This window comes from Bacillus sp. GMa5/1 (genome assembly GCF_050172015.1).
Classification (GTDB): Bacteria; Bacillota; Bacilli; order Bacillales; family Bacillaceae_G; genus Bacillus_A; species Bacillus_A cereus.
The window spans coordinates 24,551-49,363 of the sequence record NZ_JBNLYC010000010.1 but is presented as its reverse complement, the minus strand read 5'-3'; the positions used below and the strand labels follow the sequence as shown (position 1 = coordinate 49,363).

Sequence of the window (24,813 nt, the reverse complement as noted above, 5' to 3'; positions counted from 1 at the left end):
AGGGAAACCCCTTATCTTTTTTTATTGCCATATTTTTTCTTCACTTTGTCACGTTCTGTTGCAAGTTTACGTTTATAGTTTGGTTTTACTTTTTTCGGTTTTTTAATAACTTTCGTTGCCATAACATCAAGTTCGTCATTTGGTTTTTTACGGCTCTTACGACGACGACGCTCACCTAAATCGGCCCACTCATCTCCGCGTAAATCTACATGCTTGAACTCAATATGACGTTGTTTTTCTAAACTATCTAACGCTTCTTCGTTTGCTGGATCATATATCGTCACTGCAATACCAGAATGCCCCGCACGTGCTGTTCTTCCAACGCGGTGAACGAAGAAATCTAAATCTGATGGTAGCTCATAGTTAATAACATGGCTAATCCCTTCAATATCAATACCACGTGCTGCTAAATCAGTCGCAACAATATATTGGAATTCAAGGTCACGAATTTGTTTCATCATTTTTTTACGATCACGTGGTGATAAATCCCCGTGAATTCGTCCAACTTTTAAGCCGCGTTCCATTAATCCATCAGCAACTTGGTCTGCCATCTTTTTCGTATTCGTGAAAACAACTGCTAAATACGGTTTAAATTGAAGTAGCATTTTATGCACTAAATCAATTTTATTACGATGTTTAGAAGGCACTAAATAGTGTTCAATGTTTCCAGCTGCAACTTGTTTTGGATTGATATGAATATGCTCTGGATTCTCCATATACTTCTTCAGAAACGGTTTTAGTTTTTGAGGAATTGTTGCAGAGAAAACTAACATTTGCAAGTTTTTAGGCATGCGTGCTGCAATTTTATCTACATCATGAATGAATCCCATATCAAGCATTAAGTCTGCTTCATCGACAATAATCGTATTTGCTTTATGAACAAATAATGCTTGCTCTTCTACTAAATCTTTAATACGTCCTGGTGTTCCAACTACGATATGAGGTTGTTTTTTCAACTTTTCAATTGAGCGTTGTTTATCAGTTCCACCAATTAAACAACGTGCTGTAATCATTTGGTCTTCCGCACAAAACTTTGTTAATTTCACGATTTCTTCGTAAATTTGTTGTGCTAACTCACGAGTAGGCGCTGTAATAACAAGTTGTACTTCTTCACGACTTGCATTAATTCTGTTTAATGTAGGAAGTAAGTATGCATGTGTTTTCCCAGAACCTGTTTGGGATTGTCCAATTACACTTACACCTTTTTTCACGACCGGGAAAATTTTCTGCTGAATTCCTGTCGGCTCTGTAAAGCGTAGTTCACGAACTGCATCTATTAAAAATGGTTTAAAATCATACTGTGTAAAAGTTTGTTGTGTCATAAGTTACACCTTCTTTCTAAAATTTCTACTGCGCGCACAAATCAGTCAAGTCTACATTATATCGAAATCTACAAGTAAAATCCATCTTTAGTTTAGGTTTTCACTTCAAAAACTAACCTTCTTCCCTTTTATTGCATATTGTATGTGTATATACCTAACTGAAGAAAGGAGGATTTCTCACATGTTTCCGAAATCCCCTACAAGGCAAATGTATCCGAATCCAGGGCAACAACCTTATACACCATATCCAATTCCACAACTACCACCAATGGCACAAAAAAAGAAAGGTTTTCTTGCTAAGCTTTTTAAAAAACACGATCCAACCGAGCCTTTTATGCAAATGGTTCCACCTTACCGACAAATGGAGGGGCAACCGATGATGCATCAGCAACCACCACCGCCACAATATCAACAGCAATATCAGCAGCAATACCACCAACAATATCAGCAGCAACATCCACAATATCAACCATACATGCAGCAACACCCTGAGCAAATGATACCGCCTCAAATGTATGAATCAAATGAAACGCGCGGCGGCGCAACTACAGCTGCGGCAACAGCAAGCAGTGGCATCGGCAGTTTCTTTTCGAACTTAATTTCAAATCCCACTAATATGATAAACAACATCGAAAAAGTATCCCAAGTCGTTCAATCTGTAGGTCCTGTCGTCGAACAGTATGGTCCTATTATGCGTAGTCTACCAAGCATTGTTAAAATCCTCACCTCTGGAAAAAGTACGGAAGAAAATCAAACGGAAAATGTAACAGAGCCAGTTGAGGTAGAAAGTCCGCCTCCTGCACCTCAAAAAAAGAAACGAAAACGAAAGAAAATAGTGATTGAACCTGTAATAGAAAAAGAGTTACCGAAAGAACCAGTTCAACAAACAGCAACAAAACCAAAACTATATGTGTAACAATCCTTTGTTTTCTATCCACTCCTCCTTTATAATGTAAAAGACTATGCACAAAAGTATCCCTTGTTTAGAAGGAGAGGATTACTCATATGAAAATTGTTAAAATTTCCCCTCGTGGTTATTGCTACGGTGTTGTCGATGCAATGGTAATTGCACGTAATGCTGCATTAGATAAATCATTGCCGAGACCCATTTATATTTTAGGTATGATTGTTCACAATAAACATGTTACAGACGCTTTTGAAGAAGATGGAATCATCACATTAGACGGTCCAAGTCGCTTAGAAATTTTAGATAAAATTGATTCTGGTACTGTTATTTTCACAGCACACGGTGTTTCTCCAGAAGTTAAACAACGCGCAAAAGAAAAAGGTTTAACAACAATCGATGCCACTTGCCCAGATGTTACCAAGACGCATGACCTTATCGAAGCTAAGAAAGCGGAAGGGTATCATGTCATTTATATCGGTAAAAAAAATCATCCAGAGCCAGAAGGCGCAGTTGGTATTGCACCTGACATCGTTCACCTTATCGAAAGAGCCGATGATTTAAAAACATTAGAAATCCCAACAGATAAAATTTTAGTAACAAATCAAACAACGATGAGTCAATGGGATGTTCAACATTTAATGGAGGACATTCAAAAAAAATTCCCAACAGCAGAATTCCATAAAGAAATTTGTTTAGCTACTCAAGTTCGCCAAGAAGCTGTCGCTAAACAAGCTGATGTTGCAGACTTAACAATTGTTGTTGGTGATCCGAAAAGTAACAATTCAAATCGCTTAGCACAAGTATCACAAGAAATCGCGGGTACAAAAGCATATCGAGTTGCTGATGTAAGCGAAATTCAATTAGAGTGGCTACAAGGTGTAGAAAACGTAGCTGTTACAGCAGGTGCTTCTACTCCAACGCCAATTACGAAAGAAGTTATCGCTTTCTTAGAGCAATATGACCCAATGAATCCCGCTACATGGGAAAGAGTTCGAAAAGTACCGTTACAAAAAATATTACCTCGCGTGAAAGTGAAAAAAGAACAATAATAAAAACCGTTGCTTACATGAGCAACGGTTTTTATTTTTCTTATACAAATATAAATGGATCTGTATGTAACTGCGAAGCATGAATGTGTACATTGAGTTTCTTTGCATCCACTTTTTCTTGTAATTGCTTTTGCACACCTTGTTTCATTACTTTTTCAACATTATGTCCCGGGTCAACTATATTTAAACCGAGCATCATCGCATCATGAGCAACATGATAGTACATGTCACCAGTTACATATACATCTGCTCCTTTAAATTTCGCTTGGTTTATATATTTATTACCATCTCCACCAAGTACAGCTACTTTACGCACTTTATCATCTAACTTACCGACAACTCTTGCGCCCTTCACGTCTAATGATTGTTTCACATGTTCTGCAAATTGGCCAAGCGTCATTTCTTCTTGTAAGTATCCTATTTTTCCTAGGCCTAACGTTTCACCTTTATTATCAAGCGGATACACATCGTACGCTACTTCTTCATAAGGGTGCGCCGTTACCATTGCTTTAATCACTTTCCGCTGTAAGGAAGCTGGAATAATCGTTTCGATTCGCACTTCTTCTACACGTTCTAACTGTCCAGTTTCCCCGATATAAGGATTTGTCCCCTCTTGAGGTACAAATGTGCCTGTACCCTCGCTACTAAACGTACAGTGGCTATAATTGCCGATATGACCAGCACCTGCGTCTCCTAATGCTTTCCTTACTTCTTCTGCATGAGTGACTGGCACAAACACAACAACTTTTTTCATTTCTTCTGCATATGTCGGTGCCAAAACTTCTGTATTTTGCAATCCTAACGCCTCAGCAAGTAAATCGTTTACCCCGCCCTTAGCAACATCCACATTTGTATGCGCTGCATAGATTGCAATATCATTTTTAATACACTTTTCAATAATTTTCCCATACACCTTATCTGTATGAATCGCTTTTAACGGGTTAAAAATTAAAGGATGATGAGCAATAATGACATTTGCCCCTAATTGAATTGCTTCATCCACAACTTCTTCCGTTACATCTAGCGCAATCAATACGTGCTGCACGGGTTTATTAAGCGCTCCAATCTGCAGACCAATCTTATCTCCTTCCATTGCCAAATGCTTCGGATACATACTTTCAAATAAAGAAATAATTTCATGGCCGTTTGGAATTTTACTCATGATAAAACCTCCCCTATCATTTTCATTTTCGCTTCTACTTCCCCACGCTTCGCTTTTGTTTCTTCAGAATCAGCCGCACGTTCTAACTGTTTTAAAATATTTTGGAAGTTTTTTAATTCTCCTTCCCATTTTTCAACGAAGGCTTCACTTTTTTCTGTTATTAAAAATGGTCCCATAAACAATTCAGCTTGTTTATTTTCAGAGTAAGGCGCTACAACATTTCCGCGCTCCCCTACTAAAATTTCGTAAATTTTCCCATCTTCTTTTACGATTTTTTCATGGATAAGCTCCCAACCATTCTCAATAAACCATTCACGAATATGATGCGCTGCAATATTAGGCTGTAAAATTAAACGTGTTACACCTTCTAATTTTTCTTTACCACTTTCTAAAATGTCACGAATTAACGCTCCGCCCATTCCGGCAACCGTAATTACATCTACTTCTCCTGGTGCGATAACAGCTAATCCATTCCCTTTACGCACATCTACTTTATCTTGTAAACCACTTTCAGCTACAGTTGCTTGCGCAGAGCGAAATGGTCCATCTACAACCTCTCCTGCAACTGCTTTTGTAGCAATATTATTTATAATTGTATAACACGGTAAATACGCATGATCCGATCCAATATCAGCAACTGTAGATCCTACTGGTATTTCACGTACAACTTCTTCTAATCGTTTTGAAAGCTTTACTTCATTCATGTATTTCCATTACTCCTTCTCTTGTCAGTCTGTCTCCATGATAATGAATTTATAGTAGTTGTTGCAAGCCCATAACAACAATTCACCGCTCTATCATTCATCGTATTTTAGAAAATATAGAAAAACAAGCCCTTTGCATAAGCAAAAGGCTTGTCATACGGAACTTTATTTTTTCTTCGATAACCAATCAGCTACTTTAGCGGCTTGATCAGCTGGAACTATATTGGCAGGCATATTGCCTTTTCCTTTCGAAAGAATTTCTTTAATTTCATCCTTTGAAAGTTTCCCACCAATTTTTTGTAAGTTAGGTCCAACTGCCCCTTGTAACTGATCACCATGGCAGCTCGTACAGCTTTGCTTCACAATATCTTCTGGTTTTGATGCCGTTTGTGCTGGCTTCCCGCCATTTTTTGCATCAGCTAACTCTTTAGATTTATTTAGCCCCTGAAATGAAAATACAAACATAACGATAATACCCAATGCTGCAATAAGAGCGAACGGAATCAGCGGATTACGTTTCATATCTCTTCTCCCCCCTCTATACCCCTAAATAGTTAGATGATTCAGTCATTTATATTGTACTTGAAAACGCTCTATCAGAAAAGAGCAAACTACTACTTGTTAAAAATATTCCATAAATTCAGTTTATTGTTTTTTATTGTCATATCGCTTATTATTTCGATAATTATTAACGTTTCTCATCATATTTTTCGCTTTTCTACATATATTTTTGTATATAATAAACAAAATTAATCGAAAAATCGAAAAATGAGCATTTGCAAATCAAAAGACAATTCTGTAAAATAAATTACAAGAAATTGTAATCGTTGCCCATAGCTAAATTTTAACAAAAATTAATAAAATAAAAAAGTTTACTTCACAAAAGTGAAGTAAACTTAAAAAATAACCTATTCTAAGAAATCCTTAAGACGCTTACTACGGCTTGGATGTCTTAATTTGCGAAGTGCTTTTGCTTCAATTTGACGAATACGCTCTCTCGTTACGCCGAATACTTTCCCAACTTCTTCAAGCGTACGAGTTCGTCCATCATCTAAACCGAAACGAAGACGTAGAACATTTTCTTCACGATCTGTTAGTGTATCTAACACATCTTCTAATTGTTCTTTTAGCAATTCATAGGCTGCATGGTCCGCAGGCGATGTTGCTTCTTGGTCTTCAATAAAGTCACCTAAATGGGAGTCATCTTCTTCACCAATTGGTGTTTCAAGAGAAACTGGCTCCTGTGCAATTTTTAAGATTTCACGTACTTTTTCTGGAGCAAGATCCATTTCCTCACCAATCTCTTCAGGAGATGGTTCGCGACCTAAATCTTGTAATAATTGACGTTGTACACGAATTAACTTATTAATCGTTTCAACCATATGAACTGGAATACGAATTGTTCGCGCTTGGTCTGCAATGGCACGTGTAATAGCTTGGCGAATCCACCAAGTTGCATACGTACTAAATTTGAAACCTTTACGATAATCGAACTTTTCAACAGCTTTAATTAGACCCATATTACCTTCTTGAATTAAGTCTAAGAAAAGCATACCACGGCCTACATAGCGCTTTGCAATACTTACTACAAGACGTAAGTTTGCTTCTGCAAGACGACGTTTCGCTTCTTCATCGCCTTCTTCAATACGCGTTGCAAGTCGAATTTCTTCTTCTGCAGATAGTAAGTCTACACGACCAATTTCTTTTAAATACATACGAACAGGATCGTTGATTTTAACCCCAGGTGGTACACTTAAATCATTGAGGTCAAACTCTTCTTCTGTTTTTGTAATTTGGCGATTATTAGGGCCTTCTTCGTTGTCATTATCACCAACTAAATCAATGCCTTGTTCACCTAAATATTCATAGTATTCATCCATTTGATCGGATTCAATTTCAAATCCATTCATGCGTTCTGCAATCTCTTCATATGTAAGAACGCCACGTTTTTTTCCGAGCTCAGTGAGTTGTTCTTTCACTTGCTCAAGGGTCATTTCAGTTTCAATTTGTTTAGAACGAGCTGGTTTGTCAGCCATCTGTTCCCCTCCTTACGCGAGATACAAACATTCATTATACTAAAACTTTATCAAAAAAGCTATTTTCTCGCTTTTTGATTTTGTAAATATGCTACATAATATTTAGCAGCCTCTACAGGATCTGTTTTTTCCATTTGTTTCACTTTAAAGATAATTTCCATCTTTTCAAGTTTTTCCTGATGCCGTCTAAGCGTCTCCAAATGGCCTTGCAACACTTCTTCTGTGTATTCTGGATTAATAAATTCATCCGTCGAAATATCAGTGATAATATTTTTCAACTTTTCATCAGAGAGCCAACTTAAAAATGTTCCAACTGAAGGTTCATTTCCCTTTTCATAATATGCGTATAGTTCATATAAAATCCCTTTATGTTCTTCTGTATGAAAATCTTCTATATGGGATTCCATACGAACAGCTACTTCTGCACTTTGCAACATATGGTAAATAATTTCTCTTTCCGCTCTTTCAAAACCTGTTAACTTCGGTTTTGTTTGAACGACTTGAGACGGTTTAGCAACCTGCTTTATTTGTTTTTGCTGTACCTTTTGTTCTTTGCGATATTGGTGCAATTGGTTCAAAAGTGTTTCCATTGAATACGAAAATTCTTGCGATAATGACTTCAAATATGACTCTGCCTGCATCGCATCTTGTAACAACGATAACTCTTTTAAAACACTCTTCACATATTCTTCTTTGCCAGACTCATCTTGCAAATTTTTCCCTAAACGCAAATAATTTATTTTAAAACCAACAAAACTCACACTTGATTTCACAAGATTTTCAAAAGCAGTAGTCCCATATTGTTGCACATATTCATCAGGATCAAGCTTATCTGGCAAGGATGTGACTTTCACTTGGCAACCAACTTTTAGCAATAATTGCCCTGCTTTCATCGTCGCTTCTCGCCCTGCTTTATCACCATCATAGCAAAGAACAACAGTTTCAACGTTACGTCGCAGAAGTTTTGCTTGTTCTTCAGTTAAAGCTGTTCCCATTGTCGCAACAGCTTCTTCCACACCACTTTTTACCGCAGCTAGTACATCGGCATATCCTTCGAAAAGAACCACTTGCCCACGCTTTCTAATAAACGGTCTTGCTTGGTGGAAGTTATACAACAATTTACTTTTGTGAAAAATCGGTGTTTCAGGGCTATTTAAATATTTCGGAGTGTCATCTCCTAACGCCCTTCCACTAAACGCTATCACCTTACCTTGTAACGTATAGATCGGGAACATAACTCTTCCACGGAAGCGATCATAATGACTACCATCCTTCTCACTTCTTATTAGAAGGCCAGCTTGTTCCATACTAGACAGCGATAAACCTCTTTTTTGTAAAATTTTCGTCGCTGCATCCCAAGCAGGTGATGCATAACCAATTTCAAACTTCTCAATCATCTCTTTCGTAATACCACGGTTTAATAAATATGAAAGTGCTTCATTTCCCTCTTCCGTATTTACTAATAAATGATGATAATACTTTTTCAATAATTCATGAGCTTGTTGCATGATGACAGTGTCATCAGATATGTCTTCTTGTTGTCCTTGCCCTGATGTATACTCTGCAACCGCAATTCCATTTCTTTCGCCTAGCTTTTGAACAGCCTCGGTAAAAGCCAGTCCTTCCATTTTCATTAGAAAGGAAAATACATTTCCACCTTCTCCACATCCGAAGCAATGAAAAATTTGCTTATCAGATGAAACAGAGAATGAAGGAGAATTCTCACCATGAAATGGACAAAGGCCGAAATAGTTACGCCCCTGTTTTCTAAGTTGAACGTATTCACCAATGACTTCTACAATATCGGATGATGTCCGAATCTGTTCAACAACTTCTTCGGGAATTCTGTTCCCCATAACTCCATCTCCGTGTCGTATTTTGTATTCGATATAAATTAAAAAATTCCTTTATAATTCGACAATATTTTTCTAAACTTGTTAGAAAGTGTTGCCGATTACATTGTATAAACGATTTTGAACCTTTCCTATAGGTCCTTTATCTGCATAAATCGCATATACATACTTGCTATATAAAATTGTATACATTTGCTCATCTGTTACAAATGTATCTCTTAGAAACAATACATACACACCTTTTTATAAGAAGAGTAGCAAGCTACATATACTGTTTGATCTTGAGATTTGTAACTTTTTCATGTTGATCCATATAACGATCAACTCCATTTTGTTCAGTATCTACAAAGATCCAATTGCCTTGCTATTTCCTTAAAGGATGAGCATATGATGCGACAAACAAAATTCCGACATGAAATTCCGCTCCAACTTGCACAATTTCAGCCTTCACGGGATATACATCTACACCAACTAATATGTTGTCAATGCTTTGCATATTTCTGTATTCTACATCCCTTCTGTGAATCCTTCCATAATGTGCGTTTTCTTGTATAGATTTTGTCGATTTAACGTAATTACATGTCTTTTTCGTAAATCCTATCCCTAGTTTATTCTGAAAAATTAAAGTCTAAACGTAAAATATAGGTTTTTATCACAATTTTTTATTATAATATATTTTCTTCAACTACGCTACATATCCCTTTATTTTTTCATCTTACATTTCAGGATGACAAACTCACACCTTGAATATACTAAAAGACAAAGGAGTATAAGTATAACCATTACACTACAATCTATTACAAAATCCATAGGTACCATATTTCACACGAGCGAAAAAAGCACATTCACCTTTGGTAAATGTGCTAAAACATTTTTTGGTTTTGCACTGCATTCACAATAATATTTGCTGTTTCTTCAATTGCTTTATTCGATACATCGATTACTTGACAATTTATTTTACTAATTACTTCCTCAAAGTGATCAATTTCTTCTTGAATACGATTAATATTTGCATATGTTGCTCCATCACTTAATCCAAGTGATTTTAATCGTTCTTTTCGAATATGATTTAACTTATCTGGCGTAATTTTCAAACCGAAACATTTTTCTTTTGCCACTTGATATAGTTCTTCAGGTGGGTCAACTTCTGGCACGAGTGGTACATTCGCAACTTTCAAGCGTTTATTATGAGCTAAATATTGGGAAAGTGGTGTTTTTGATGTACGCGAAACACCAATCAACACGATATCCGCTTTTAAAATACCTCGTGCATCTCTGCCGTCATCATACTTCACAGCAAACTCAATCGCTTCAATCTTTTTAAAGTATTCTTCATCTAACCTACGGACAACGCCTGGCTCATATCTCGGCACTTGCCCCGTAATTTCTTCAATTTGATCAATAAGAGGGCCGATAATATCGTATGCCTCTACCCCTTCTTTTGCAGCCTCTGTTACTAAATATTTGCGCATATCAGGCTTAACTAACGTAAAACATATAAGTGCTTGATTACTCTTAGCAATCGAAATCACTTCTTTTAATGTCCCTGTATCTTCTACATACGGTACACGTCTAATATCAGGAGCAAACGGGAATTGCCCCATTGCTGCTCGAACAACCAAATCAGCCGTTTCCCCTACAGAGTCAGATACGACATATACGATTTTATTATCCATTACATTACCTCACTTTAAACAAATTACACTTATTCGTTATTTACTAAATTTACAAACGCACGTGTAATATTTGTTTTTGTAATTCGCCCAATCACTTCTAAACCTTGTTTCGTATCTTTTACAACTGGCATTGCATCAATCTGTCTTTCTATTAATTCCATCGCAATATCATATAAAGAATCCTCTCTACGACACATCGCAATGTTTGGCATCCTTGTCATGATAATATTAACCGGAAGAGAGGTTAAATCCTGCTTTCCTAAGCTCGCTCTTAATAAATCTTTACGAGACACAACACCAACTAATAGAGTCATCTGATCTACAACGAACAATGTACCAACGTCCTCTAAAAACATCGTACAAATTGCATCGTATACGGAAACATTTTTATCAATTACAACCGGTCTAGATTGATAATCTTGTACTTTAATTTTCTTAACAGCTTCAGATAATAGCTGCCCCCCAGTTTTACCCGTATAAAAATAACCTACGCGTGGACGTGCTTCTAAATAACCAGCCATCGTTAAAATTGCTAAGTCTGGTCTTAGCGTCGCACGTGTTAGACCCAATTGCGCTGCAATTGATTCCCCTGTAATAGGACCGTGATCTTTTACAATCTGAATGATATGTTCTTGCCGTTTATTCAGCTCTATGATAATCACCACCTTTAATGCACAACGAAAAAAGTTATACTATCTCTTAAATATTATATACTAAATATGCTATTCGAAAAAGAAAGTATGTAAAAAGGACCGTATACGGCCCAAAATTATATTTGAAACTTATCAAGTTGTTCTAAAAAACGTCTTGATTTCAAATAAATTCCGCAATATTCATCATAATATGTATTCAATACTAAACGCATTTGTTTTTTTGTGCTATCCTTTACCGATACATTTCCGAGCCTATGTAAATCGAAATGGAAGAAAAGACGTAATAATTTATGAACAGCTTCTCCTACCGGTATACGATACGGGTCTTGCTCTGCATGACGTGAGCACAGAAAACCGCCTTCCCTAACGGAGAAGGCGACAAAGTCTGTTTCTTGATGACAAATCGCACATGTATCAAAGTACGGGCGCATCCCTAATACCGGAAGCATTTTCGTTTGATAAATTAATGATAATACTTCTGGATCAACACCCTCACACATATAATGCAACGTTTGATATAACATTTCAAATAAATACGGATTATGTTTTTTATCTTCTGTTGCTTTATCAGTTAATTCAACAATAAATGATGCATAAGCAGTTAAAAATATATCCTCGCGAATTTCTTTCATAGTTGAAATAATCTCGCCTTGTTGCAATGTTCCAAGCCCAGATCCCATTTGAATAAGAAACTGGCCATGTGTCATTAATTGCGACACAGATGCTAATCGGCTTTTCGGTTTTTTTGCCCCTCTTGCCATTGCACTTACCTTACCAAGTTCTCTTGAGAATATTGTAACAATCTTGTTCGTTTCTCCGTAATCTGTCGTACGGATAACGATGCCCTCAACTTTTTGAAACATGTTCGTCACCATCCAAGGTTTGAACAAAACGGGTCAAGAAATTGGAGAGTCTAGATGCGCTAGCTCCTCTTCATGTTGATCCATCTCATCGTTTACGTCTTTTTCCATTTCTTTCAAAAGCAAGTACGTTTCAATGCTTCCTGTTTTGGAGAAAAACTTCCAGGTAAAATCTAGCATAAGAATCCACCTTTCTCAATAAGCGTAGCCTATAAACCAATTTCCTTTGTTGTTATTAAATTGACCCATTTTGTCCATTTTCATGTGAGAAAAATTTTTCCTAATTTATCAAAGTTCATAAAAACCAATAATCAGTGGATGAACCAACCATCCACTGATTACAGCTTGACTCTATTTTAGTACTCATCCTCGCGGAAACCTAGGTCACGAAGCTGAGACATTTTATTACGCCAATCTTTTTGCACTTTTACCCATACTTCTAAAAATACTTTAGAACCAAGTAGCGCTTCAATATCAAAACGAGCTCGCTTACCAACTTCTTTTAACATTTTCCCTTGTTTTCCGATGATGATTCCTTTTTGTGATGCACGTTCAACAACAATCGTTGCATTTATATAAACTGCCCCGCCCTCACGCTTTTGAATCGCATCGATAACAACAGCCACAGAATGCGGCACTTCTTCACGTGTTAAATGTAGTACTTTCTCACGAATAAGCTCTGCAATAATAAATCTCTCCGGATGATCCGTTACTTGATTATCTGGATAGTATTGTGGTCCTTCTGGTAAATACTTTTTAATTGTTCCAATTAAAGCGTCCACATTATTACCGTCTAACGCAGAAATTGGTACAATCTCTGCAAACTCATGTAGTTTACGATATTGATCAATTAACTCTAGTAATTGCTCTGGATGAAGTTGGTCAATTTTATTAATTACTAAAAATACTGGTTGTTTCGTTTCTTTTAACTTCTCGATGATGAATTCTTCACCACGACCAAAGCCTTCGACAGCATTAACCATAAACAGAACGATATCAACTTCTTTTAATGTCGTTTGCGCCATCTTCACCATGAAGTCGCCTAGTTTATGTTTAGGTTTATGTATTCCTGGTGTATCAATGAAAATAACTTGTGCATCATTTTCTGTATATACACCTTGAATTTTATTACGAGTCGTTTGTGGCTTATCACTCATAATAGCAATTTTCTGGCCGATAATACGATTTAAAAATGTAGATTTCCCAACATTCGGTCTGCCAATAATAGAGACAAAACCTGATTTATAACCTTTTCTATTCATGTAAATCCTCCGCTAAAAATGCTCCTGGTAACAATTCTCCGACTGTCGTCTCTTGAACGTCACCATGTAAATTTGTTAAGTATACTTTCGTATCCTGTTTACATAATTCTACCATAACTTGTCGACATGCTCCACAAGGAGGTACTGGGCGCTTTGTATCTGCTACAACCGCAATGGCTACAAATTCTTTATCTCCTTCAGAAACCGCCTTAAATAAAGCTGTTCTTTCAGCACAATTACATAAGCCATATGATGCATTCTCAACATTACATCCACGATATACTTTTCCATCGCGCGTTAATAGTGCTGCACCTACTTGAAATTTAGAATATGGTACGTACGCTTGTTTACGCGCTTCGATTGCTTCTAGAATTAATTGTTTACTATTCATATTCCCGCATCCTTCCTGTTCACAGCTATGAAGAGGTACACTCTCTCATTAAAGCCCCTTACGGCACTTCCAAAGCTTAATAAAAGCTTCGGAATGCAACTATACCATATACGGTAAAAAGATAATAGCACCAATTATAACAGCTATAATTGCAAACAATAAAACCGCTCCTGCCGCAACATCCTTTGCAATTTTTGCAAATGGATGAATATCGGCAGTCGCTAAATCTACTGTTTTTTCCACAGCCGTATTTACCATTTCTAAACTCATTACACTCCCTATTACAATAAGTAATATCATCCACTCTGTTCTCGTAATATGGAAATAAAAGCCGCAGCATATAACAATGACTGCGGCTAAATAATGGATTTTCATATTTCGCTCATGACGAAAACAAAAGAATATACCAGCTATAGCATATCCAAAACTATCTATAAGTTTTCCTTTTTTCATCGTCCTAATCCAAAAGCTTCTAAAATTTCTTTTTGTCTTCCGAACATTTCTTTTTCATCTTCTTCTGTCATGTGATCATAACCAAGTAAATGTAAAAAGCCATGTAATGCCAAAAATCCAAGTTCACGATCGAAAGAATGTCCGTACTCTTCAGCTTGCTCTTTCGCCCTTGGAATAGAGATAATAAGATCACCTAACATGCGTGGCATCTCTGCACCAACAATCTCCATTTCTCCTTCTCCCATTTCTTCCATCGCAAAGGATATTACATCTGTAGGTTGATCTTTATCTCGGTAATCACGATTAATTTCTCTAATGCGCTCATTATCTACAAATGTCACCGATACCTCCGCACCATCCTCGATATTTTCCATTTGAGCTGCTTTTTCTAACACTTCACGAATTAAACTCATATACGCTTCTTTTACTTCTTCTGTTTCATCAATAAAATCAATTAACAAACTCATTCTTTCTCCTTTTCTTCCGGAAGTTCCGGATATGTAATACGCGAATGGAAAATACCATTTAACGTTTCACACAACGTTTTTCCAACGATTTGTAGTTCCTTAAACGTCAAATCACATTCACTAAATTGACCGTCTTGTAGTCGATCTTTAATAATACTTTGCACCAAATTATTAATTTGTTCTGGCGTTGGGTGATTCATAGAACGTACCGCAGCTTCTACACTATCAGCAATACCAACAATTGCCGATTCTTTCGAAGTTGCTTTTGAACCTGGATAACGGAACATCTCTTCTGTATATTTTTCTTTATCTTCTTTAATAGCTTTATAATAAAAATATTTCAGTAACGTTGTACCGTGATGTTGCCCAGCGATATCAATAATTTCTTGTGGAATATGATATTCTTCGAGCATTCTTACTCCATCCGTTACGTGAGCAATTATAATATCTTTACTCGTTACAGGATCTAATTTATCATGCGGGTTTTCAATTCCCATTTGGTTTTCAATAAAAAATTGCGGTTGTACTGTTTTTCCTACATCATGATAATATGCCCCTACACGCGCTAATACACCATTTGCCCCGACTGCTTCACAAGCAGCCTCAGAAAGATTCGCTACCATTACACTATGATGATATGTCCCTGGCGCTTCTAACAAAATTCTGCGTAAAAGCGGATGATTTGGACTTGATAGTTCCATAAGCTTCATGCTTGATACGATTCCAAGTCCACTTTCTAAATATGGTAAAATCCCCATAGCCAAAACGGATGATATAATCCCTGAAAGTGAAGCCATTAATAATTGCGTACCAATTTCAAGAGGCGAAAAATTCCCATTACGTAATAATAAGAGCGCCGCCAATACGACTACATTTAATACAGAAACGAGTATACCAGCTTGTAAAATCATTGTACGACGATTTTTTTCTCGCAAGAAAATACTAACCGATAATGAACTTAACAATACGTAAATCCCTACACTATAATTTAATGTACTCGTTACTCCTTCATTAAACATAATACTTCCGCATACAGAAAAAATCATACTCGTTAAAAAGACAAATCGATCACCAATCATTAGTTTTACAAGTATTGTTCCCATCGCAACTGGGACAACATATGCAATCCCCGCGTATTCAAGTTTTTGAAACAAACTAATGATTTTCATTAAGACGATTGTGATAGACAAAATTGTAATATACGCTAAAACATACGGTCTATCTTCTCTTTTTCTCTTTAAAAATAATTCAAATTGTTTATGCATAAAGTATAGTAACACACCAATGAGTACCGCTAATCCAACATAAGGTTGAAAGCCGTTCCCTTTTTCTAACAAACCAACTAATTTCAACTGATTATACACATCACTTGAAATTGTTTCACCTTCTCTAACAAGAACTTGTCCTTGAAGAATATAAACAGGTGGAACTAAATCTTCCTCTGCTTTTCTCTTCTCTTTCGTTAAGATCGGGTCATAAAAATAGTTTGCTGAAATTGCATATCTTCCTAGCGCCTTAATTGACTCTTTTAAACCATTATCAACATTAACACTATTCATCTCACTTACATATCGTTCTTTCGCATCTTTCAATTCGTCCATTTTAATATGCTCAGTCATGATACTATTAATCGCTGTGACCGCAGCATCTTTCGCTAATACTAATTGGCTCGAATCTGCATTAATCAAACTTAGTAAGTTTGAATCAGATAATTCTTTCGTTAAGTCAGCGGGTAGTTTCTTTTTTAACTTCTCCACTTTCTCAGCATCAGTCATCTTTTTTTGATCATCCGGTCCAACAGCTTTAATCTCTTGCACCACTTCATCCACTTTAGCAAAGACGTCATTCACAATATCAACTTTGTTTTGTTTATACTCACTTTTATATGTATATTGATCTTCAACTTTTGTAGCGGCTTCTTTTTTCTTTTTATCCGTTGTAACTTTATCTTCAATTTTTATAGGAGAATGGATTGTCTTTTTCGCAATAGAATACATATTAACATCTAATTGCTCTGGTTTTACATTATTCATAAGCGCAAAAAACAGCACTGCTCCTAATACAACGTAAGAAATCCAACTTAGTTTTTTCGAATGTTGTAAATTACGAAACCACTTAGAAATTTCTTGAGATCTTGACATGATTTCAATACCTTCTCCTCTCCAGAAATAAAGTGAAACTATTTATAGCTTTCATTTCTTCTACCAAACGATACTTTGAGGCAACATTTTATACACTAGTACCTATAGTTTATTTTCCTTATCTTTCATGATAGTAAAAAATATGACGTTCGCCAACCTTATCATACAAAAAGAAATGATCCTGACAAATAGGATCATTCCATTTTATCATATGCCTCAATAATACGTTGCACCAATGGATGTCTCACAACGTCCGTTTGTTCTAATGTAATAAATGACAGACCTGATACACCAGATAAAATATTAGCAGCTATAGATAGTCCTGATTTTACCCCTTTTGGCAAGTCTACTTGTGAAGGATCCCCTGTAATAACCATTTTAGAACTAAAACCTAATCTTGTTAAAAACATTTTTATTTGAGCACCCGTTGTATTTTGAGCCTCATCTAAAATAACAAATGAATCATCAAGCGTACGCCCCCTCATATAAGCAAGCGGCGCGATTTCAATTACTCCTCGCTCCATCATACGCTGCGTATATTCTTGTCCAAGAATATCATGTAAGGCATCATATAATGGGCGTAAGTATGGATCTACCTTCTCTTTCAAATCCCCTGGTAAAAAACCTAAATTTTCTCCAGCTTCTACAGCAGGTCTTGTTAAAATAATTTTCTTTACATACCCTTGTTTTAAAGCCCTCACAGCCATTACTACAGCTAAGTATGTTTTTCCAGTTCCTGCAGGCCCTATCCCAAAGACAATATCATTCTTCTTCATCGCATGAATATATCGTCTTTGCCCCATTGTTTTTACACGAATGGATTTACCTTTTGCAGTCTTGAAAATTTCTTCTTCATATAACTCTTCAAATTGAGCAATTTTCCCTTGTTGTGCAAGCTGAATTGCATACGCAACATCTCTCTCTGAAATTGATATACTTTTACGAATTACAACAAGTAATTGCTGTAAGATTTTTTCTACGAGTGTCACCGTTTCAACTGCCCCAGATACATGAACAGTTTCTCCTCTAGTTACGATCGATACATTCAGTTCTCGTTCAATTACTTTTAAATGTGCATCATTGACTCCAAAAAGAGCGATTGCTTCGTTAGTATTTTCCAATTGTTGGTTCATTTCTACTAATTGTTCTGCCATTACTCAGTCTCCTTGAATATCGGATTCGGATATTGGTTGTGGCTCTGCAATATTTTCAACCACAGTATAATGCAATGTGACCTTTAGTTGACCCGCCTCAACCTCTTTACTCAAAATCTTATCACTTACAATCATAGCATGTTCATCCAATTTTTTCTTTAGTTCTTTTTCGGCCATCTCTTTCGCTACTTTCAGCGCTTGCTTTTCTGTATATTCTCGATTCGCTTCTTCCTCTTCTCTCACAACATCTTTTTCATATGCAATCGGCAGTGTAAAACCAAATAATTTCACATCATGCTTTACACTTTCAGTACGAGAGCGTTTATACTTATCATGCTGAAATCCCCATATTTTTATTTTCGTATCCCCAAATTTAAGAAAATGTTCATTGTATACATTACCAGTATACACTTGGAATTGCGTCTTTAACGGGACATCCACCTTAGATGTATACCACGTTTCTCCATACACAATACCTTTCGCTGAAACAATCGTCGGACTTTCCTCATTACCATATATTCCTGATACGAGAATCTGCCCTTTTTCTACATGATCATTTTTCAGTACAACCGGCTTTCCAACTTCTACGAACGTCTTTGTAATAATCGCTTCTTTTTTTGCTACTAAATTTTGCGGCCTTTGTTCCTTTTCTTTCTTCGGTTCGTTTTTTTCAACAATTTTAAAATGATACGTCGTTCCTCTTACTTCTAGTCCCGCCCAAGTAATGGCATTAATATTATCTGTCAAATGGCGTTGTACATCTTCTACATTCGGCATTTGAAATTGTAGTTTCCCTTTTTTAATACCCATTTTATCCAATTCTTTCATCAATATATATTCCGTTTCAGGTTTTGCTCCTGTAATTTCAATTTTCCAAACCATATTTGACATTGCAATCACACCAAAAAAGAAAATTAAAAAACCAATTAAAAATCCACTATTTTTAATTAAACGCTTATTCCAAAAAGGAAAACCATAACGTCCAATAAAATATAATTTACATTCATTTTTTCTATAAATTGGTTTTATTTTTTTCACATCGCGTAACAACATACAAAAAACTAACGTTTCATCAGCTATCTTTTTAACATCCCAAACTAATAAATTCCTCCGTACACATTCATTAACAAACCGTTCCGCTCCTCTACCTTCAATTCGCACTTTTACATATCCAAGCCACTTTATAAACCATTTATTTTTCATTTACCACCTTCACTACCTTTCTAAAAGTAGATATACTACTTTTTATTTGAAACATTAAAATAGCTCGTACTAAAATGAAACCGAGTAAAACTGTAATCAGTCTCTATCAACGGAACTTTTACAGGATAAAGAAGAAAAACTTCACAAATGGAAGTTTCACTTCAATCACCTTTTTTTTCATTTTCTAAAAATGTTACTTGCTCAATTATCCCTTCGAGCAAAAGCTCTTCTGGAAGAATCGTTTTAATAACAAAGGATTGTCCTTTAATTAATAATTGACCGTGTTTTAAAAGTAATCGCACTTCTTTATCTGAAAACACTAATAACCCCCGATGATTTTCTATATAAATATGTATTTGCCCAACAAGAGTAATCCGAGGTAGATCCATTAATACATCCACTGGTAGGTCTACTTGTTTTGTCAACCAATTTTTCATTTGTTCTAATTTCTTCATCTCGAAAGACCCCCTCTCATCCCATATATATGTATTTCTTCACAAGTGCCTATCGTGTTATAACGACTTCACTAACATAACTATATTCTGTAAGAGTTCATATCATGTTAATTAAAACAGTCGCTATATGAAATCATATTTGTCAGGACAATGATGGATCAGAGGATGTTACCTTTAATAATAGAAGTATTAATACAAGAATATGCGCCCCTACAGGATATCAGTACAAGTTACATTAAGAAATTGAGCCTAGCGAGAAGTTAGAAACTTGAAAAAAACTGTTACAATTCGTTCTGGATGTGACATACTGACCATAGAATAAGTAGTTGTCATTTATTGGACAAATGAGATAAAGTGAAACTTTAATCCCCCCTCACCAATCGGGCTGCCCGTTAATGAGGGATAAAATCAAAAAAAAAGAAAATTTCTCCACTCTGAATGTTACGTTGTAAGTAAGAATATTTTATAGATGGTTGTTATATGAATTTCAAAAAATATTAGGGTTCATTAAAAAATGAATTAATAAATGAGGAAATACGAAAGTAAATTGGCTTTAGTCAAGAAATTTCGAATGTTATAAAACAAATTATCGACAGTAATATCCGGCCATTTTATGCAACTGATGCAAAATCTAAAATAGTTAGAATCTCTTTCGTTACCTTTGAGGATTATGCTGAAGAGCAAGCTATAAAACTTCAATCTGATTTTCAGAAGGTTCGGTACTTAGCTTTTATTTGCGAAAGAAGTTTTAGTCAAGGAAGTAAGAATAGGTGTAGAATCGGAATTATACAAGGAAATAATAAATTGAAACTTTAACTAGAGGGGTTTCTATCACTTATAGAAACCCTTTTTAAGCAATATAGCGTTTCTCCTTAATAAGAACATTAAAAAAACGTCTCATACGAAATGAGACGTTTTTTTACGCTAATAGCTGGATAACCAGCTTATTCACAAGTGATCCGTCTGTTTTACCTTTTACTTTCGGCATAATAGCAGTCATCACCTTACCCATATCTGCTTTAGAAGTCGCACCAACTTCAGAAATAACTTGCTTGATTACATCAACTAGTTCTTCTTCAGTTAATTGCTCTGGCAAATATGCGCTTAAAATCTGAATTTCACTTTGCAGTTTATTAACAAGGTCTTCACGACCAGCTTTTTTAAATTCAAGGAGGGAGTCCTTATACTGTTTTACTTCACGAGCTAAAACTGTTATTTCCTCTTCTTCAGTAAGAGTATGTTGCAGTTTAATACCTTCATTTTGTAAAGCAGCCTTAACCATACGAATAACGGTTAATTTTTCTTTTTGTTTATTCTTCATCGCTTGTTTCATATCATCGTTTAAACGACCGAGAAGACTCATAACTTACACCCTCTCTTAGAATTTACGCTTTCTTGCCGCTTCAGATTTCTTCTTACGTTTTACACTTGGTTTTTCATAAAACTCGCGCTTTCTTGCTTCAGCAAGTGTACCAGTTTTAGAAACCGATCTTTTAAAACGGCGAAGTGCATCCTCCAAAGACTCGTTTTTACGAACGACTGTTTTTGACATTCTCTTTCCCTCCCTCCGAAACATCACACTTACATACTAACTTCAGCATGCAAAAAGAAACACTTCTTCAGCATGTCTTTTACGATTATAATACATTTTATCACTTCAGGTCAACTATTTGGCAGAATAAAAGAAGAATAGAAGCATTTCCTTTTCAAAAGTTATGCAAATAGCTAGTATCCTTTACTGATGAAGACAACTATATTTTTATCATTTCATCTTTTTTCATACAGGGATGCATGAAACGCCTCCCCACCTTATAGTACTTAACCGCTTCAAATAAAGAAAGCATGCAAACCGTTTCCGGTTGCACGCTCTTTTTATGCGCTAGCTGATTCTTTTTTTACATCATCTTCAAGAACACGAACAAATTGCGCTTCGTTATATGGATAACCAGCTTTCGTAATTTTCACTTTCACTAGCTTACCAATTAATTCTTCTGATCCTTCAAATACAATTTTCAAGTAGTTATCTGTATACCCTACATATAACCCTTCACGGTCGCCGTCTTTAAATTGCTCTTCTGGAATGATTTCAAGCACTTCACCTTCAAACGCTGATGCATATTCTTTCGCTAATTGATTAGATAGCTCAATTAAACGATGAACACGATCATTCTTCACATCTTCAGGAACTTGATCTTCCATGCGTGCTGCAGGTGTTCCTGTACGTTTTGAGTAAGGGAACACATGTAACTCAGAAAAGCGGTTCTCTTTAATGAAATTGTATGTTTCCATGAATTCTTCTTCTGTTTCACCTGGGAAACCAACGATTACGTCAGATGTAATCGCAAGGCCTGGTAACGCTTCTTTCAAACGATCTAAACGCTCTTGGAAGAACTCCATCGTATATTTACGACGCATACGTTTTAATACAGTATTAGAACCAGATTGCAACGGAATATGCAAGTGGCGTACAACTACTTCAGATTTATCTAACACTTCAATTACTTCATCTGAAATTTGACTCGCTTCAATAGAAGAAATACGAAGACGTTTTAATCCGCCTACTTCCGCTTCCATATCACGAAGTAATCCAGCTAAGTTATAATCTTTTATGTCTTCGCCGTATCCACCTGTATGAATACCCGTTAATACGATTTCTTTATAGCCTGCATCCACTAATTGTTGTGCTTGTTTAATAACTTCTTTTCCATCACGAGAACGCATTAAACCACGCGCCCAAGGAATGATACAGAATGTACAGAAGTTATTGCAACCCTCTTGTATTTTTAAAGACGCACGTGTACGATCCGTGAAATAAGGTACATCAAGTTCTTCATACACACGTGTTTTCATAATATTACGGACAGCATTAATTGGTTGACGCTCTTTACGGAATTCTTCGATGTAACCTAACATCTTTTCACGATCCTGTGTACCAACTACAATATCTACACCCGGAATCGCCATAATTTCAGCTGGAGATGTTTGTGCATAACATCCCGTTACGCAAATAACTGCATCTGGATTTTGACGCACAGCACGTCTGATTACTTGACGGCTTTTTTTGTCCCCAGTATTCGTTACTGTACATGTGTTAATAACATATACATCAGCTTTCTTTTCATATTCTGTTCTTTCATAACCACCTTGTTTAAACAATTGCCAAATGGCTTCTGTTTCATAGTGGTTTACTTTACAACCTAACGTATGGAACGCAACAGTTGACATTGATCATCACCCCATCAATTCAAAATGATACGAAGCAGCACTTAACGCGTATAACGGCGCCGTTTCTGTTCTTAAAATTCTTGGTCCTAAACTACATGGTACAAATTTATGTTCACGAAGCGCTGTAATCTCTTCCTCAGCTAAACCGCCTTCTGGGCCAAATACAATCAATAGCTTTTGACCTGGTTTCATTGTCGTTAAAGCTTTCGCAAAATTAGATTTCTCACCTTGTTTTGCTTCCTCTTCGTAAGCAACAAGACAAACATCATACTCACCACTCATTGAAAGCAATTGCTTAAATGATGCCGGAGCATGTACTTCTGGAATTTCACTTCTATGTGATTGTTCCGCAGCTTCTTTCACAATTTTTCTTAAACGCTCAACTTTTTTATCAGCTTTTTTCGCATCCCATTTTACGATAGAGCGAGATGCTTGAAATGGTAAGAATGCAGCTGCCCCAAGCTCAGTTCCTTTTTGAAAAATTAACTCTAGCTTGTCTCCTTTTGGCAGTCCACTTGCAATCGTCACGAAAACAGGAAGTTCACTTGACGCCTCTACCCATTCTACAATAGCCGTATTAATAAATTCACTGGTAATTTCATCAATTGAACATACTGCTGTTTTTCCGTTTACACAGCAATAAATATGATCACCAGCTGACATACGCATCACTCTTGCGATATGATGTACGTCATCACCTACAATGCGAATACTTGTCTCATTTACATATTTCTCTTCTACAAAATAACGTTGCATATAATCACCTTAGTAGAGTTTCGTTCCTTTCGTAAGTCAACACTTACGAAAAGAACGAAACGTTATCATTTTTCATATAACAAACGGCAAGTCTCTCACCTTATAGTGAGAGACTCCCCTTTTCATTATAGACTAAAATCTATATTACGCATTTCGTGCAATAATTGCTACCCAATCTTCCATTCGTAACACTTCTTCAATTGTAAATCCAGCTTGTTCTAACGCCTCAGAAATTACTTTTTCCTTCGCAGCAATAATGCCCGATGTAATAAATAATCCACCTGACTTCACAACTCTTGCTGCATCTTCAGGGAATAATAGAATAATTTCTGCTAATAAGTTAGCTACGATTAAATCAACAGGACCTTCAATGCCTTCTAAAAGACTATTTTGTCCAACAGACACGATATCATCTGTTTTATTTAAACGTACATTCATTTCTGCACTTTCAACCGCAACCGGATCTAAATCATATGCTTGAACAGAAGACGCACCTAATTTTGCAGCCGCAATACTAAGTACACCAGAACCTGTTCCTACATCAATAATAGTGTCACCTGGCTGTACTGTTTTTTCTAAAGCACGGATACACATCGTTGTTGTTGGATGAGTTCCTGTACCAAACGCCATACCCGGGTCTAATTCAATGATTTTTTCATCAGGAGAAGATGGTGTATATTCTTCCCAAGTCGGTACGATTGTGAATGTATCAGAAATTTGTACTGGATGGTAATATTTTTTCCAAGCAGTAGCCCAATCTTCTTCATTGACTTCGTTAACGGTAATATTTCCAGTACCAATTTCGATGTCGTAAGATGGAAGCACATCAATAGATGATTTTACACCTGCAATCGTTTCATGTAAAGAATCCGTTTGCGGGAAATACGCTTTTATTAATACACCTTCCGCCGGATATTCATCTGGGTTCAATGCATAAATTTCACCATATTGTTGCTCGCGCTCTTTCGTTAACTCCGCTGGATCCTCAATCGCAACTCCACTAGCACCAGCTTCATGTAAAATATGAGAGACAGCTTCTACTGCTTCTTCTGTTGTATGAATACTAATTTCTGACCATTTCACA

27 protein-coding genes are annotated in these 24,813 nt (G+C 36.2%); 2 read left to right on the top strand and 25 right to left on the bottom strand.

From position 1 onward, the window contains the following. Positions 1-11: 11 nt before the first annotated feature. Entirely contained in the window at positions 12-1,322 is a 1,311-nt protein-coding gene (locus tag ACQGSG_RS04670; RefSeq protein ID WP_000194015.1) for a DEAD/DEAH box helicase, read from the bottom strand. Positions 1,323-1,503: 181 nt separating this feature from the next. Here ACQGSG_RS04670 and vrrA point away from each other — a divergent pair, with 181 nt between their 5' ends. Both vrrA and ACQGSG_RS04660 read left to right on the top strand, forming a co-directional pair. After that, positions 1,504-2,238, top strand: a complete 735-nt coding sequence (gene vrrA, locus ACQGSG_RS04665) for a VrrA/YqfQ family protein (RefSeq protein ID WP_000484170.1) — start codon at positions 1,504-1,506, stop codon at positions 2,236-2,238. An 89-nt stretch (positions 2,239-2,327) separates the two neighbouring features. Further along, positions 2,328-3,278 carry a 4-hydroxy-3-methylbut-2-enyl diphosphate reductase gene (locus ACQGSG_RS04660; protein ID WP_000706659.1) on the top strand — a complete coding sequence of 317 codons (951 nt, stop codon included), beginning with the start codon at positions 2,328-2,330 and terminating at the stop codon, positions 3,276-3,278. A 40-nt stretch (positions 3,279-3,318) separates the two neighbouring features. On the opposite strand, the gene ACQGSG_RS04655 is transcribed toward ACQGSG_RS04660, so the two are convergent. The 24 genes from ACQGSG_RS04655 to prmA all read right to left on the bottom strand — a co-directional run bounded on the left by ACQGSG_RS04655 (position 3,319) and on the right by prmA (position 24,812). Next, positions 3,319-4,440 (bottom strand): Nif3-like dinuclear metal center hexameric protein, encoded by a 1,122-nt coding sequence (locus ACQGSG_RS04655; RefSeq protein ID WP_000036233.1) that lies wholly within the window; start codon positions 4,438-4,440, stop codon positions 3,319-3,321. Beyond that, the gene (locus tag ACQGSG_RS04650) at positions 4,437-5,144 is read right to left on the bottom strand and encodes a tRNA (adenine(22)-N(1))-methyltransferase (protein ID WP_001006545.1); all 708 of its coding nucleotides are present in this window, start codon (positions 5,142-5,144) and stop codon (positions 4,437-4,439) included. Before ACQGSG_RS04650 ends, ACQGSG_RS04655 begins: the two co-directional genes overlap by 4 nt. A gap of 165 nt (positions 5,145-5,309) precedes the next feature. Continuing rightward, positions 5,310-5,666 carry a cytochrome c550 gene (gene cccA, locus ACQGSG_RS04645; RefSeq protein WP_000828141.1) on the bottom strand — a complete coding sequence of 119 codons (357 nt, stop codon included), beginning with the start codon at positions 5,664-5,666 and terminating at the stop codon, positions 5,310-5,312. A 386-nt stretch (positions 5,667-6,052) separates the two neighbouring features. Further along, positions 6,053-7,180: an RNA polymerase sigma factor RpoD gene (rpoD, locus tag ACQGSG_RS04640; protein ID WP_000764066.1), complete on the bottom strand. Its 1,128-nt coding sequence runs from the start codon at positions 7,178-7,180 to the stop codon at positions 6,053-6,055. 59 nt (positions 7,181-7,239) lie between these two features. Beyond that, positions 7,240-9,036: a DNA primase gene (gene dnaG, locus ACQGSG_RS04635; protein ID WP_000528221.1), complete on the bottom strand. Its 1,797-nt coding sequence runs from the start codon at positions 9,034-9,036 to the stop codon at positions 7,240-7,242. Between the two features lie 81 nt (positions 9,037-9,117). Next, a complete protein-coding gene (locus ACQGSG_RS04630) occupies positions 9,118-9,261 on the bottom strand; it encodes a hypothetical protein (protein WP_000479733.1) in 144 nt (47 codons plus the stop codon). 136 nt (positions 9,262-9,397) lie between these two features. After that, complete coding sequence (locus tag ACQGSG_RS04625) at positions 9,398-9,529, bottom strand: hypothetical protein (RefSeq protein WP_002000855.1); 132 nt, start codon at positions 9,527-9,529, stop codon at positions 9,398-9,400. 367 nt (positions 9,530-9,896) lie between these two features. Beyond that, positions 9,897-10,709, bottom strand: a complete 813-nt coding sequence (locus ACQGSG_RS04620) for a pyruvate, water dikinase regulatory protein (protein ID WP_000368936.1) — start codon at positions 10,707-10,709, stop codon at positions 9,897-9,899. A gap of 29 nt (positions 10,710-10,738) precedes the next feature. Further along, on the bottom strand, positions 10,739-11,371 hold the full coding sequence (locus ACQGSG_RS04615) for a helix-turn-helix transcriptional regulator (RefSeq protein WP_000583756.1): 633 nt from the start codon (positions 11,369-11,371) through the stop codon (positions 10,739-10,741). A gap of 107 nt (positions 11,372-11,478) precedes the next feature. Beyond that, positions 11,479-12,225: a DNA repair protein RecO gene (gene recO / locus ACQGSG_RS04610; RefSeq protein ID WP_000487013.1), complete on the bottom strand. Its 747-nt coding sequence runs from the start codon at positions 12,223-12,225 to the stop codon at positions 11,479-11,481. Between the two features lie 33 nt (positions 12,226-12,258). Then, positions 12,259-12,402, bottom strand: coding sequence for a YqzL family protein (locus ACQGSG_RS04605; protein WP_000883924.1), 144 nt, complete (start codon positions 12,400-12,402; stop codon positions 12,259-12,261). Positions 12,403-12,578: 176 nt separating this feature from the next. Then, positions 12,579-13,484 carry a GTPase Era gene (gene era / locus ACQGSG_RS04600; protein WP_001080229.1) on the bottom strand — a complete coding sequence of 302 codons (906 nt, stop codon included), beginning with the start codon at positions 13,482-13,484 and terminating at the stop codon, positions 12,579-12,581. After that, positions 13,477-13,875 (bottom strand): cytidine deaminase, encoded by a 399-nt coding sequence (locus ACQGSG_RS04595; protein ID WP_001086282.1) that lies wholly within the window; start codon positions 13,873-13,875, stop codon positions 13,477-13,479. The genes era and ACQGSG_RS04595 overlap by 8 nt, the downstream gene beginning before the upstream one ends. A 99-nt stretch (positions 13,876-13,974) precedes the next feature. Then, positions 13,975-14,328, bottom strand: a complete 354-nt coding sequence (locus ACQGSG_RS04590; protein ID WP_000715469.1) for a diacylglycerol kinase family protein — start codon at positions 14,326-14,328, stop codon at positions 13,975-13,977. Next, positions 14,325-14,795, bottom strand: a complete 471-nt coding sequence (ybeY, locus tag ACQGSG_RS04585) for an rRNA maturation RNase YbeY (protein ID WP_000054679.1) — start codon at positions 14,793-14,795, stop codon at positions 14,325-14,327. The genes ACQGSG_RS04590 and ybeY overlap by 4 nt, the downstream gene beginning before the upstream one ends. Continuing rightward, positions 14,792-16,936 (bottom strand): HD family phosphohydrolase, encoded by a 2,145-nt coding sequence (locus tag ACQGSG_RS04580; RefSeq protein WP_000091514.1) that lies wholly within the window; start codon positions 16,934-16,936, stop codon positions 14,792-14,794. The genes ybeY and ACQGSG_RS04580 overlap by 4 nt, the downstream gene beginning before the upstream one ends. A gap of 194 nt (positions 16,937-17,130) precedes the next feature. Further along, the gene (locus ACQGSG_RS04575; RefSeq protein ID WP_000840520.1) at positions 17,131-18,090 is read right to left on the bottom strand and encodes a PhoH family protein; all 960 of its coding nucleotides are present in this window, start codon (positions 18,088-18,090) and stop codon (positions 17,131-17,133) included. Positions 18,091-18,093: 3 nt separating this feature from the next. Then, a complete protein-coding gene (yqfD, locus tag ACQGSG_RS04570; RefSeq protein WP_000792499.1) occupies positions 18,094-19,293 on the bottom strand; it encodes a sporulation protein YqfD in 1,200 nt (399 codons plus the stop codon). A 161-nt stretch (positions 19,294-19,454) separates the two neighbouring features. Then, positions 19,455-19,748 (bottom strand): sporulation protein YqfC, encoded by a 294-nt coding sequence (gene yqfC / locus ACQGSG_RS04565; RefSeq protein ID WP_000732269.1) that lies wholly within the window; start codon positions 19,746-19,748, stop codon positions 19,455-19,457. A 919-nt stretch (positions 19,749-20,667) separates the two neighbouring features. Next, the gene (locus ACQGSG_RS04560) at positions 20,668-21,111 is read right to left on the bottom strand and encodes a GatB/YqeY domain-containing protein (protein WP_325842919.1); all 444 of its coding nucleotides are present in this window, start codon (positions 21,109-21,111) and stop codon (positions 20,668-20,670) included. Positions 21,112-21,126: 15 nt separating this feature from the next. Further along, a complete protein-coding gene (rpsU, locus tag ACQGSG_RS04555; RefSeq protein ID WP_000048061.1) occupies positions 21,127-21,300 on the bottom strand; it encodes a 30S ribosomal protein S21 in 174 nt (57 codons plus the stop codon). A 320-nt stretch (positions 21,301-21,620) separates the two neighbouring features. Further along, the gene (gene mtaB / locus ACQGSG_RS04550) at positions 21,621-22,973 is read right to left on the bottom strand and encodes a tRNA (N(6)-L-threonylcarbamoyladenosine(37)-C(2))-methylthiotransferase MtaB (protein WP_000108679.1); all 1,353 of its coding nucleotides are present in this window, start codon (positions 22,971-22,973) and stop codon (positions 21,621-21,623) included. Between the two features lie 6 nt (positions 22,974-22,979). Further along, entirely contained in the window at positions 22,980-23,729 is a 750-nt protein-coding gene (locus ACQGSG_RS04545; RefSeq protein ID WP_001190159.1) for a 16S rRNA (uracil(1498)-N(3))-methyltransferase, read from the bottom strand. A 144-nt stretch (positions 23,730-23,873) separates the two neighbouring features. Further along, positions 23,874-24,812, bottom strand: coding sequence for a 50S ribosomal protein L11 methyltransferase (gene prmA / locus ACQGSG_RS04540; RefSeq protein ID WP_000872103.1), 939 nt, complete (start codon positions 24,810-24,812; stop codon positions 23,874-23,876). Position 24,813: the final 1 nt, after the last annotated feature.